Origin of the sequence: Arthrobacter sp. B3I9 (assembly GCF_030816935.1) — a bacterium.
Taxonomy (GTDB): domain Bacteria; phylum Actinomycetota; class Actinomycetes; order Actinomycetales; family Micrococcaceae; genus Arthrobacter.
Map to the genome: position 1 here is coordinate 2,420,017 of NZ_JAUSYO010000001.1, position 12,340 is coordinate 2,432,356.

11 protein-coding genes and 2 pseudogenes are annotated in these 12,340 nt (G+C 67.7%); 2 read left to right on the forward strand and 11 right to left on the reverse strand.

What is annotated here, in order from left to right:
- The first annotated feature begins 47 nt into the window (after positions 1-47).
- Positions 48-512 carry a hotdog fold thioesterase gene (locus QFZ65_RS11375; protein WP_306910459.1) on the forward strand — a complete coding sequence of 155 codons (465 nt, stop codon included), beginning with the start codon at positions 48-50 and terminating at the stop codon, positions 510-512.
- A gap of 28 nt (positions 513-540) precedes the next feature.
- Here the strand turns inward: QFZ65_RS11375 and QFZ65_RS11380 are convergent, their stop codons facing one another.
- From QFZ65_RS11380 to QFZ65_RS11405, 6 genes and pseudogenes are all read right to left on the reverse strand, one after another.
- On the reverse strand, positions 541-1,092 hold the full coding sequence (locus QFZ65_RS11380; protein ID WP_306910460.1) for a dihydrofolate reductase family protein: 552 nt from the start codon (positions 1,090-1,092) through the stop codon (positions 541-543).
- 42 nt (positions 1,093-1,134) lie between these two features.
- Entirely contained in the window at positions 1,135-1,356 is a 222-nt protein-coding gene (locus QFZ65_RS11385) for a hypothetical protein (protein WP_306910461.1), read from the reverse strand.
- A complete protein-coding gene (locus QFZ65_RS11390) occupies positions 1,356-2,567 on the reverse strand; it encodes an inorganic phosphate transporter (RefSeq protein WP_306910462.1) in 1,212 nt (403 codons plus the stop codon). Before QFZ65_RS11390 ends, QFZ65_RS11385 begins: the two co-directional genes overlap by 1 nt.
- Positions 2,568-2,892: 325 nt before the next feature.
- A complete protein-coding gene (locus tag QFZ65_RS11395) occupies positions 2,893-3,222 on the reverse strand; it encodes an HAD domain-containing protein (protein WP_306910464.1) in 330 nt (109 codons plus the stop codon).
- Between the two features lie 55 nt (positions 3,223-3,277).
- Complete coding sequence (locus QFZ65_RS11400) at positions 3,278-3,946, reverse strand: hypothetical protein (protein WP_306910465.1); 669 nt, start codon at positions 3,944-3,946, stop codon at positions 3,278-3,280.
- 102 nt (positions 3,947-4,048) lie between these two features.
- Positions 4,049-5,020 (reverse strand): annotated as a pseudogene (locus QFZ65_RS11405) (universal stress protein).
- Positions 5,021-5,191: 171 nt separating this feature from the next.
- On the opposite strand from QFZ65_RS11405, the gene QFZ65_RS11410 reads away from it, so the two are divergent.
- The gene (locus QFZ65_RS11410) at positions 5,192-8,278 is read left to right on the forward strand and encodes a BTAD domain-containing putative transcriptional regulator (protein WP_306910467.1); all 3,087 of its coding nucleotides are present in this window, start codon (positions 5,192-5,194) and stop codon (positions 8,276-8,278) included.
- On the opposite strand, the gene QFZ65_RS11415 is transcribed toward QFZ65_RS11410, so the two are convergent.
- The 5 genes and pseudogenes from QFZ65_RS11415 to QFZ65_RS11430 form a co-directional block, all read right to left on the reverse strand.
- Entirely contained in the window at positions 8,199-8,714 is a 516-nt protein-coding gene (locus QFZ65_RS11415; RefSeq protein WP_306910470.1) for a hypothetical protein, read from the reverse strand. The two genes, QFZ65_RS11410 and QFZ65_RS11415, sit on opposite strands and share 80 nt — an antisense overlap.
- 147 nt (positions 8,715-8,861) lie before the next feature.
- Positions 8,862-9,458 (reverse strand): annotated as a pseudogene (locus QFZ65_RS19100) (zinc-ribbon domain-containing protein); the annotation flags it as partial.
- A complete protein-coding gene (locus QFZ65_RS11420; protein WP_306910471.1) occupies positions 9,400-9,969 on the reverse strand; it encodes a phage tail protein I in 570 nt (189 codons plus the stop codon). The pseudogene QFZ65_RS19100 and the gene QFZ65_RS11420, both read right to left, overlap by 59 nt.
- A gap of 1 nt (position 9,970) precedes the next feature.
- On the reverse strand, positions 9,971-11,920 hold the full coding sequence (locus tag QFZ65_RS11425; protein WP_306910473.1) for a putative baseplate assembly protein: 1,950 nt from the start codon (positions 11,918-11,920) through the stop codon (positions 9,971-9,973).
- Complete coding sequence (locus QFZ65_RS11430) at positions 11,920-12,333, reverse strand: GPW/gp25 family protein (protein ID WP_306910474.1); 414 nt, start codon at positions 12,331-12,333, stop codon at positions 11,920-11,922. The genes QFZ65_RS11425 and QFZ65_RS11430 overlap by 1 nt, the downstream gene beginning before the upstream one ends.
- Positions 12,334-12,340 lie beyond the last annotated feature (7 nt).

The following is a 12,340-nucleotide window of genomic DNA, read 5'->3' on the forward strand; positions in this document are numbered from 1 at the left end:
AAGGGGCCGGTTTGGTAGTTTCACTCACAGGTGCCAGCCTAGTTGTCATGATGGACAATTTCACGCCCGGCCCGTTTGCGGCCGAGCTGGCGGAGGCCGGGGTCCCCGAGGAAATGCACGGTTGGCTCGGCCAGTACGGCGTCGGCGCCCTCGTGATCAAAATGGGGATCCGTTTCCTGGAGATGAGCCCCGAGCGGACGGTGGCCACCATGCCGGTGGAAGGCAACACGCAGGTGGCAGGCATCCTGCACGGCGGGGCGCACGTGGTGCTTGCCGAAACCCTGGGTTCGTTTGCGGCCGGAATGCACGCCGGGCCCAACCGGCAGGCACTGGGAATAGAGGTCGGCGCGACGCACCACCGGGCTGTCTCGGCGGGCATCGTCACCGGGACGTGTACCGCCATCCATCTCGGCCGCACCCTCACCACCCACGAGATCGTCATGACCGATGAGCAGGGCCGCCGGCTGTCCACGGCGCGCATCACCAACCTGATCCGGGACACCGCCGCATAGCGGGTCGGCTTCCCGGCGCCCCAGCGCCTCAGGCGGGCTGACCGCCGAAGTTGTACCGCAGCTCCACGATCCCCCGGCCCAAGGTGCGGGACGAGGTCAACTCCAGCGGCGGCGTCGGGCCCGTCATAGGAAGAACCGCCTTGCCGCCGCCAAGCACCACCGGAATGATCGAGACAATCATTTCGTCCAGGGATCCGGCGTCGGCGAACTGCGCCGCGAGCACGCCTCCTCCCACGATCCAGACGTTTCGCCCGCGCGCCTGTTCCTTCAGGTCCTCGACGAACTCGCCCACCGCCCCGCGGACAAAGGTGATGTCCGCTCCTTCGGGGGAGGCCAACTCGTGGTGGGTGAAGACCCAGCACGGGGTATCCGGATAGGGCCAGTTGCCGGGTTCGTGCTCCATCAGCCAGGCATACGTCCCGCTGCCCATGACGAGGCACCCGACCTCGGCCATGAACGCGTCGTAGCTTTCCTTGCCGCCGTCGAAGCCGTCAAACTGCAACAGCCAGTCCAGCTGGTCATCGGCCGTCGCTATGTATCCGTCCAGGGACGAGGCAACGAAGTACTGGAAGCTCGGCATGGCCCCAGCCTAGCGATTCGGGCCGGGGGTTCCCAGAGCCGCCTACTTGGAGAAGTAGGGAATGATCAGGTAGAGCCCGAACAGGACCGCGACGCCGCACAGGCCGAAGCAGACAAAGGAAAGCGGCCGGACCCAGCCGGGCTGGCTGGTCCGGACGTCGCCGGCGATGGCGGTGAGCCGGACTCCGAGGGAGTAGAGGACGACGACGGTTACGGCGGCGACAAAGGTGGCCCCGGCGACCTGCAGCAGTTCAAGCCACTTCATTACTGGCGGTCCTTCGGCTTGTTGTTGGCGCGGCTGACAGCGGCCGCCTTCTTCTTGCGGAAGCGCACTGCCTGGCCGGCTTCCTCGACCTCGACGGCGTTGTGGTGGCCCACATCCGACTTCTTGGAGTGCAGGAACATGTAGATGACAGCGGCGGTGCCCGCGACAGCCGCGATGACCACGCCGGCCACGCCGGTCTTCACCAGCAGTGCGGTGAGGGCGCCAACGATTCCGGCCGCCGGAAGGGTGAACAGCCAGCCGAGCGCAATCTTTCCTGCGGTTCCCCACCTGACAGAGGTGCCGCGGCGGCCCAGGCCCGAACCGATGACGGAGCCGGAGGCCACCTGGGTGGTGGACAAGGCGAATCCGAGGTGGGAGGAGGCAAGGATCGCGGAGGCGGTGCTGCTTTCCGCGGCGAAGCCTTGGGCGGGCTTGACGTCGGTGAGGCCGGATCCCATGGTCCGGATGATCCGCCACCCGCCGGCATAGGTGCCGATCGCGATGGCCAGGGCGCAGGCGGCGATGACCCAGAGCTGGGGACCGGTGCCGGCCCGCTGGGTGCCCGCCGCGATCAGGACGAGAGTGATGATGCCCATGGTCTTCTGGGCATCGTTGGTTCCGTGGGCGAGGGCGACGAGGCTGGAGGTGAAGATCTGGCCCGTGCGGAAGCCGCCGCGCTTCTGGGTCAGCTTGCTGCCGGTCTCCGGGTCATGGCGGGCGGTCAGCGCGTAGGCCAGCCGGGTGCAGATGTACGCCACGCCGGCGGCGATGATCGGCGCGAAGACGGCGGGCAGGATCACCTTTTGCAGAATGCTCTCGAAGTTCACCGAGTGGAGGCCGATGCCGACGATGGCGGCGCCGATCAGGCCGCCGAAGAGGGCGTGCGAGGAACTCGACGGCAGGCCCTTGAGCCAGGTGATCATGTTCCAGAGGATGGCGCCCATCAATCCGGCGAAGATGATGTCCGGCGTGATCTGGATCCCGTCAGAGCCCTCCCGGATGATGCCCCCGGATACGGTCTTTGCCACTTCCGTGGAGAGAAACGCGCCCACCAGGTTCAGCACCGCCGCGAGGGCGACTGCCGTTTTGGGTTTGATGGCACCGGTCGCGATGGGCGTGGCCATTGCGTTGGCGGTGTCATGAAATCCGTTGGTGAAGTCGAAGAAAAGCGCCAGCGCAATAACCAGCGCCACCATTACGGTGATTTCCACCTGTTGCCCAATCTGCAGAGTCGACGGTCGCAGTTCCATTTTCCGTTGCTGCGCAGAGTTCAGCCAGTCTTTGACCGGGAGGACTTGCGGCGTTCAGCAGAGTAGCTTGAAACCCTATAGATCGTACGTGGGAATGACAGCAAGGCAAAACACCAGGTCCTAGAGAAAGGCCTGTACAGACGCCAGGTCGGCCCTGGACAGGCCCCTTCGGGGGTCCGGTGAGATCAGCAGGAGACGCGCGCCCAGGAAAGCTGCCCAGTGCTGAGCCGCCTGTTCGAAATCGAGCTGGTCATCGATCCACACCGCACGGTCGGACGTGCTGGTTTCAAGGTCCTGCTGGATTGCCTGCAGTTTCCACCAGCCGTCGCCGCTGCCCAGGCCCTCGCCGGCCCAGGACGGGCCACTCCTGCCCGGCCAGCCCGATGGCCGGGCAGAGGAATTCGGGCGCCAGGCTTTCCCAACTGGTCAGCCATACAAACCTCAGGTCCGGTCTCCCCGCCAGCTCGTTCAGGGCCTTCACGAGGTCGACGGCGTAGCTGACCTCAAGGAGACCGGCACCGGCAATGCTCCACGCCGTTCCCCAGTCGGTGCGCCCTGTGGCGCCGAAAGGGCACAGGACCCCGTCCACATCGATGTACAGAGAGACTTTCGTCACAGGCGATTCCTTCCCGCCGAGCTCGATGACCGACTATGCGGTGCCGGCGCCGCCGTCAGCCCTTCGGCCCGGCGTCGAGCACCCCGGCGATTTTTTGCTCCAGCGCCGCGAGCGTGACGTCCGGCAGCACGATCAGGCCATCCAGTTCCCGCCTTGCCCGCTTGTACGCCGTCTGCCGCTCCGCAGGCGTGGCGGCGTCGTCGGAAGCGATCCGGAGCAGCTTCCTGGCAGTCTCAAGCCGCTGGCGCTCCGGGCCGGTGAAGTTGCTGTCCTTGATGCGCCGGGCCTCCCGCTCCGCCACGTCGAAAGCGACCTCGAAGCTGCGCACTGCAGCGCGGTAGTCCACCAACGCCGCCGGAGCCATCATGTCCCCTGGCAGGGCGGGGCGCAGGCCGTCAGCCTCCCGTTTCGCCCGCAGGAACGCGACCGTGAGCGGCTCACGGACATCCGTCATGACAGGAAAATCAATGAGTTTTCCGACATCCAGCTCGTAGGACAGCCAGCGCCGGTTTACAACGTCGTGGGCCGCCATCAGCGACTGGACCTCGGCCTGGCTCGCCTGCTCGGCCTCGGCCGCCCGGTTGCGGACTTGGTAGAGCTCCACACGCCGCCGGTGCCGGCGCTCGCTGGCTTTTGACCAGGAGCGGGCCCAGCCCCCCATGAGGCCGCTGAGCGGAAACACCAGCCACCAAAAATCACTGACGAAATCGAAAAAGGGCCTCACGGGATCATCCTCCCATCCGCCGGTGACGGCGCAAAGACCCTTCCCGGCAGGCTGACCGGCCCGCCCTCCACCCTTGCCGCGGTATGGAACGGTCCTGCCCGCTCAGTCCTCGTGCCTGGCCCTGTGGAGCCTGGTGACCACCGTGGCACACGGCACGTGCAGCAGAACAGCGTGGGCGGTGGAGCCGAGCACCAACCGGGAAAAGGCAGCACGGCCGCGGCTGCCGATGACGAGTAAACGGGCCCCGGCCGCGACCTGAACCAGCGCTTTCGCTGGTTCAGCCTCCGTTTCAAGGCGCTGGTGCACGGTCAGGTCCGGCTACTTGTCGCCGAGGCCTGCCACGGATTCGGACAGGACCACCCGCTGCTCCTCAATGACGGTTTCGGTAAGCCCCCGCGAGGGCAGCTGGGTTTCCAACCGTCGTACCGGGCTGCGGAATGCGAGCACCACGGTCAGGTCATCGCCGTCGCGGTCTGCTTCGGCGGCAGCGAACCGGACGGCCTGCAACGCATCTTCGGAGCCGTCCACGCCCACAACAACTCCCCTGTCCCCCGCTCCTTGCCGTGCTGGTATGACGGCGACCGGGCTGTCCGAAGCGGAAACGATCTGCAGGGCCCGGTCCGTGAGCGGGCCCCCGTCCATCCAATGCCTGTCATGCGCACCGACAACCACCATCGCGGCATCCCTGGAGGCCTCCCGCAGCGCGGCACCGGCGCTGCCGTGACGAAGTTCCACGTCCACCTGCACGTCCGCCGCCTGTGCCCGGACCGTGTCCAGCGCCCGCTGGAGCAGGTCCACCGCCGAGTCCCGCACGAGCTCCTGGTACTGGAATTCGGGAGTCATCCACCGGTCGTCCACTGCGTGGACAACGAGAAGGGGCAGATGGTGCCGCGACGCCCGCTGCACGGCCCACGTCAAGGCGCCCTGGCTTCCGGCAGAGCCGCTGATACCGACGACAATCGGTTTGTCCATCCTGACCTGCGCTCTTCTCCGTTGGCGGTGGGGCCTGCAGCGCAAGGGCCCGCCAGCGGTGCCAACAGTCGGCCGGCACTTCAGTCTGCGCCGCCGCGTCATCGGACCTTAGGGCCTTAAGCCCCGCGCGTCGGCCACGCGAAGGCAGTCGGCCCCGGCCCGAAGAACGCAAGGGGGCCAAGATATGGCAAAAGGCCCTCGATCACGGGGCTGATGAGCCCTACACTATAAGCCACGCTGGGGACCGGATCCTTCTGGGGAAGCAGGGACGGTATGGCAGCCACACAGGCGGGGGAATTGACGGGGCCGGAAGCCGCCGGTCTTGTGCGGCCCCGCCTGATCCCAGCAGTGGACGCCGGCTCCAACCCGACTCTTGGACTTGTGATCGCACCGCCTGGTGCCGGGAAGACGACCCTCCTGGCGCAGTGGGCGGCGCAGCGGTCATCCACCGCTGCGTGGTATCGGTCGAATCCGCGGGACGCAAGGCCGGGCCGGCTGCTGGGAGGATTTGCTGCGGCCCTCGCCTCTGCTGTCGGGGCGGAGCCACCCCGTACCTTTCCCGAACTGAAGCTCCTGGCCCGCAGACTGGACGAGCCGTTCGTGTTCGTCGTGGACGACCTGCACGCGCTGGCGGACGGCACCGCAGAGGCAGAGCTCGAGCGGCTTCTCACACTCAACCTGCCGTTGGTGCACTTCCTCGTGGGCGGCCGTCGCCCTCCGCTTTTCAACCTCGCCCGGTCGGAACTGCCCGCCGTCGTGACGGTCAGCGGCGAGGACCTGCGTTTCCGTCGCGGTGAAGTGGACCAGCTTTTCCGGACCTTCTACAAACAACCTTTGGCGCCGGCAGGCATCACGAGCCTGACAATGCGGACGGACGGATGGGCCGCGGCGCTCCACCTCTTCCACCTCGCGACGAGGAACCGTTCCTCCGTGGAACGTCGGCGGGCAGCCGAATCCTTCGGCCCGGGATGCCGCCATGTCCAGGAGTACCTGACCCAGCACCTCCTTGCCGGAACCTCCGCGGAGATGGACCGGCTGCTCCGCAGAACGTGCCTCTTCGAGGTGCTGACGCCGTCCCGTTGTGACGCGCTCCTTGGGGGCAGCGACAGCAAGGAACTGCTGCACCGCCTTGAGCAGCTCGGACTTCTTTTCAGGGAGGACGACGGCGCCACGGTCCGGGTCCCGGAACTGCTGCGGCAGTACCTCGTTGCCTCGCTCGACGCCGGAAACGAGGCCGAGGACATCCGCGACCGAACGGCTGCGGTCCTGGAACGGGAAGGCGCCTTCGGCCATGCGCTGTCCGTTCTGGCCTCCGGACAGGACTGGGACAAGGCAGGCGGCCTCCTGCACCGGGCAGGGACGGCTGCGGTGCAGCCGGGCATGTGCCACTGGGCGGCCGGGATTCCTGGCCGGATGTTGCGCGATGACGCCGGGCTTGCGGTCGCTGCCGCACGGCAGATGCTCGACGACGGGGCCCTGGCAGGGGCCCAACGGATGGTCGTGGAGGTCCAGGGGTTGACGAGCGAACCCGGATGGCTTGAGTTGGCCCGCGCCATAGAAGTCGCAGCGGCCCGATGGACAGGGAGTGCATCCCTCGTGGGGTGCGACCCAGCCGACGCCCTCCGCGAAGCAGTCCGCGGGCAGCCCGGAAGGGCGGTCAGGTCTCTCGGCGTCCCCCGCCGGCCCCCGGAGCTGCTCGCATACGGCTTGGCCAGCCTGCTGGCGGGTGACCAGCGGTCGGCCCTCGATCCCCTCGGGCGGTGCGCCGGGCGGTTGGCTGAGCAACCATGGCCGGCGCTCGCGGCCCAGCTCGTGCTTGCCGTTTTCGGGCCTGACAAGCCGGACTGGGACTTCGACGGTCCGGCCGCGGAGGTGGACGCCGTTCAACGCCAGGCTGAACGGCGAGGATTGACGTGGCTTGCGCGGCTGGCGAGCGGTGTCCAGGCTGCTGTCCCGGGAACGCCCGGCGGCCAGGAGTCCGTCAGCTCCATCATTGAAAGCTGCGAGCAACGCGGCGACGAGTGGGGTGCGGCGCTCGTCACCGCGGCTGCCTCGATCATGCGGTTGCGGGCGGGCCGTCCGGAGCCGCGGGAATTCGACGAGCTGGCAGGGCGCTTTCGCAGGCTCGACGCCGGCGCGCTCGAGGCCTGGGCCCAGACGGCGCAGGCCCTTGTCTCAGCGACGCTGGACCTGCCCGGAGCCGCTGAGCAGGCACGCACCGCTGAAGCATTTGCCCGGGCAGCCGGTGTTCCTGGAGCCCTGGCCGTCAGCCACGCAGCCATGGCCCTGCAGCGGCCGGAGCAGTACGACGAACTCATGTGTACGGCCCGTGAGACCGCCGCATCTGCGGGCCTGGTCTGCCGGCCGTGGACGTGGATGGCACCGGAACCGTCAGGTCCAGCCGGTCAGCGCGGCCGGAAACAAGGGTCTGGGACGGACAGGGCCGATTCCCCTGTGGCCGCAGACTTTGCCGGCCGGCCTCCGGCAGACGACGTCATCAACGTGGCCGATGCTCCGCTGCCGTCATTGCAGGTGGGGTGTTTCGGCGGGTTTTCGATCCGCAGCGAAGGTGCCGGCGTGGATCTGTCCAGGGTGCGGCCCCAAGCCAGGACAGTGCTCCGGATCCTCTCCCTCAACGCCGGCCGGCCGGTGCACCGGGAACGGCTTGCGGGCATACTGTGGGCGGATCTGGACACTCCGGCAGCTTTGCATGCTCTGCAGGTGAGCGTTTCCAGTCTGCGCGGCGCTCTTCAAACCGAATGCCGGGCGGACGGCCAGCAGCTCCTCGTTCGGCAAGGTGAGGCCTATGCCCTGGTGCTTGCGCACGGGTCGGCCTTCGACCTTGCGGATTTCGACCGGACCCTGCAGGCAGCCTCGCAGGCACGGTCCGCGGGAGACCACCCGGGCGCCGCGGAGGAGCTGCGACGCGCCCTCGAGCTGTATACCGGCGAGGTGCTGCCGGAGGATGGTCCCGCGGAGTGGGTGGCCGACACCCGGGAGAGGTACCGCCTACGGGCCGCAGAGGCGGCGGCGTCGCTGGCCGGTATCGAACTCGTCCTGGGCAACCCTGCCGATGCGGCCGCCGCCGCCACCAGGAGTGTCGAAATCGACCCCTGGCGGGACGAGTCCTGGCGGACCTTGGTCGAGACCTTCCGCCGTCTCGGGGATCCGGCAGCGGCGGAACGTGCCCAAAGGCGTTACGGGCTCATCCTGAGCTCCCTGGGGGTGCCTGCTTCGGAACGCGCTGGCATGGACTGGCCGCCAAGCACCGAGGCGGACATCACCACCGCCAGCCAGCGAACTGCACGTCCGCGACAGAAACGGATGCCCCCGCCGGACCCGTCGTTTCTAAGATATTGAGCCTTACTCTGCTTATCTCGTCCGCCCCAAAGTAAAAGCTCTTGGAGCCATCAACGTCGGGGATGACAACGGTCAAGGACGAGCTGTGCCCGTCGCCCCGGGTCGCGACAATCTCCACCTTCGTGGGCCGCTGTTCCGTCAGCGCGGTTCTGTCTGCGCCGGGCGCAACACAGGTGATGACCACATACGTCAAACGAAACGGTCGCTCGAAGCCCGCCTCGAGGTAGTCCGCGCCCGGCTCGAAAGAGCCGTCCGACGCCCACGAACGGACGGTGCCATCGAAGGCCTTGTCTGCTTCGCGTCCCCCTGCGGGCGTCGATGAAGTTTTTGTCTGGGCAGGGATGGCCTCCTCCCGGATTTCGTCCACGCCCCGCATGACGGACCGAGCAATCACGTCACGGCCGGCATAGGCGACGCCGGCGAAAAGCCCGGTCACGGTGAGGAGTGAGACCGCTCCCGCCGGAACTCGTCTTGGTTTGCGCCACTGGGGCCGGGTTCCTGCCGGCAGTGCGGCAGGAACGGAGCGGCCCAGGAGCTGTCGCCACCACGGTGGAACCGGTACAACGGCGGCTTCCCTGAGGCCCGCCCCGCACTGCCGGCAGAAGCTCGCTTCCGGTTTGTTGTCCGCGCCGCACCGACGGCAGGTAAGCCCACCCGGCAATGGCGGTGTTTCGCCGTGCCGCCGCCGCGGCTCGGGCTCGCGGGGTGGGCGCCCATCCGACTGACGGGGCTGGCGCTCTTCCAGGACGTCCCCGCGCGTTGGGTCCACAGTTGCCGTCGCCCCGAAGCTGTCGGGAGAAGCTACTTGGGGGTTGCGCGCGGAAGCCACCCCCGACGTCGGTCCGTTAGGCACGGCAGCGTTCCGCTGGTCGCCATGAGCGCGCCCCGACGGTCCCTGCGGTGAAGCCGCCGACGGTCCGGGGATTATCGGAAGTTGTGCCGTTGTTACAGCCTCCCTTTTGCCCGTGCCCGTGTCTCTCCGCGGTGGCCGCGGCGGCCGCGGTTCCTCAGCCTTTGCGGCATCCTGCTGCCAGACCAGGTAGGCGCCGCAATTGCTGCAGAATCGCTCGCCGTCGTTGTTGCGGGCATTGCAGTCTCCACAGATCAACACCGCTGCCTCCTCAGGAATCGTCAGCGTCAGGGGCTGCGCCGGGCACGATCTCCAGGGTGTGGGGAACATGCGCGGGTTTTACGGCGTTGATAATGCCCTCCAAGCGACGGACGTTGATGTCCTCCCGGACCGCGGCGTACACGCGCACGTGCAGCATCGCTTCGGCCTGGCCCGGCAGCTCTGCGCCGGGCGTGGAAGACCACACGGCGCCTCCGGTGTCTTCAACCTCGACGTCCACTACCCCTCCGACGGCGAGCCTGACGGCGTCGGCGACGCCCGGAACAGTGCCCCGGCGCCGATGGATCGCGGCTGCATTCGCCACCACGTTCCGGCGCTGCGACGTGGACCAGGACTCATCCAGTCGCACGCCTACCCACTCGGCCAACCAGTCCAGGAAATCTTCAGGGGCCAGGCGGGGATTCAGGTAGGCGTCGAGGCCGTCGAGGGTCGTGAAAACCGGAGCGAGGGCGTCGTCGAAGGCCAGCAGAAACCTCTGGAGGAAGGCGTCTTCCTGCAGGACGGCCGGCAATCCAGCGGCCAGAGGGACCGCGCTCGGCAGACCCCGTACCATTCCACGCATCTCAGGCCCCTTCCGATACGCGCACGCGGTGGTCGAAGGAGAAGACCAGGGCATTTCGTTCCAGTTCAACCCGCTGCAACGGCTCACCACGGCGGCCGGTCACCGGGTCGGCGGCGAACACCAGCACCTCATCGACTATTTCGGTTCCGGCGAGCCTTTGCAGCACGGCGTGGACTTCGCCGGCCTGCACCGGCCGGCCGAACGGCCACCCTCCTCCGTCCGGGCCGCCGGTGATCGGGTCGAAATACTCGTAGAGGGCCCGCAGTGCGTCACGCTTGAGCGTCTCCCGCGACATCCGCGGACGCGCCGTGAGCTGCGCGACGACCGTCACGCCCCGGTAATAGGGCGGTTCCACCACCACCCGGGCGCCGACCGGGCGGCGCGCGTCAAGATACGCGGCCACCTCCGAAAGGGTGTCCTCGTCCGGTACCAGGTCCTCAAACACCAGCCGCCGGTCCCGGTCCGGGACGGCCGCGGGCACCACCAGCACCCTGACACCGCCGGCTTCGTTCGGTCCGCTCGCCGGGATGCACCGGACCCGGGCGATATCCGGAGCGGCGCGCTTCGCGAGTTGCTCGTAGTCCTCGGCGGTTATAGCCCGGTCACGGGTGCGCAGTGCAAGCGGCCCCCGGAGCTTGGCTTGTTCGATGGTTTCGGGTGCCACGCCGCCATGGGCAGCCCTGCGGTTCTCCACGCTGTTGACGAAGGGGATGCTGGACCGCAGTACCGACAATGCCCGGGCCGCGACGTTGCCCGTCGGACCTCCGCCGGTGCGGTACCGCGGGACCCGGACGGGGCTGCCGGCCGGAGGAACGGCACCGTAATGGCGCAGTGAGCCGTCGGGCTCCCGCACCGCCGGCGGGAAGTGGATGATGCCGGCCGTGCGGTCGATGGCAATAACCCGGTCCTTGGGTCCGCACCCGGCGAAGGAGTCCACCTCGGTCCAGGCATCCCAGCCGGAGCCGGCGGCGATTTCAACCACGAACGGCTCCCCACCGGGCACCACGGGGTGCCGGCCCAATTCGAACGACTGGCCCGGAACGCCTTCGGACATCCCGATGACCTCGTCGGCAATGGTCTCGGCATGGATGGCCGGAACGGACCCGCCGATGGTGAAACCACGGGCCGAACGCACCGTCGGGGAAGCGCTGTAGGACGGATAGCCGTCCGTCGGGTCGACGACGCGGCACCGCAGCCAGCCTGCACGGACTCCCCCGAGCACGGAGGAGGAGTGGATGTGCGGTACGTGGATGACGACGTCGCCGGGCCGGTTGAGCCCGCCGGTCCCGTCGCTGTCGAGTTCGCACGTTGCCCACCCGGCTCCGTCCCACGCTTCCCAGACCAAGGGCGGGTTTCGGGGGTTGACGCCGACACCGCGGACCTCGCACTCGAAGCGCAGGGCCACCACACAGGAAGGAGCCTGGTCGTTCAAACCAAGGAGCAGCACTTCCCCCGGCACGGGCGGCGTACCGAAGCAGGCGAAGTTTCCGTCGCCGTGCAATGCTTCGGAATGCGGCACCGGGACGCCACCGCGTCCCTGCGTCATGACGTATTCCAGGCTCCGGGGTGGCACGGCCAGTTCCCTCGTGGTCGCAAAGACCACCGCCTCGTCCTCCTCGGTGCGGCGGGTGGACACCTCTGTGCCTTGGGGAATGACCACGGTGTCCGGCTGCGGCGCCGACAACCACATCAACAGGTCCACAGAGGCGGCAGTCGGCGGGTGCAGGGTGACTCCCAGCAGCTCGAGGAATGCCACATAGAGCCGGTCCGGCACCCGGTTCAGACGGTAAAACAGCTGGTCGACCATGAAGGCGAACGACTCGATCAGCGTAATGCCCGGATCGGAGACATTGTGGTCCGTCCACTCGGGGCAGTAATGGGCCACCATGCGTTTGGCGTCGTCCACCAGGTCTTGGAAGCGGCGGTCGTCAAGGTTCGGTGACGGGAGCATTAGGAAACGGCCTCCTCTGCGCTGCGCGGAATGACGTAGAAGGGGAAGACGAGGTTCCTTGGGTCGTTGGTGCCTCTGATGGTGTACTGCACGTCGATCAGCAGGACGCCCTCCTGCGCGGCGTCGAAGTGCACCAGCACGTTTACCACGTCGATCCGCGGCTCCCAGCGATCGAGCGCCACCCGCACCGCGTAGGCGATGTCGCCGGCTGTTGCCGCGTCCGCCGGAGCAAAGACGTAGTCGTGGACGGCGCAACCGAACTCGGGGCGCATCGGCCGCTCCCCGGGGGAAGTCGCCAGAATCAGATGGATGCTCTCCTCGATTTCGCGCTGCTCGTGCACCAGGGCGATGCTGCCGGTCCGGTCTGTGCGTAGCGGGAACGCCCACCCGGCGCCAATGAACTCCTGTCCCACGTCAACT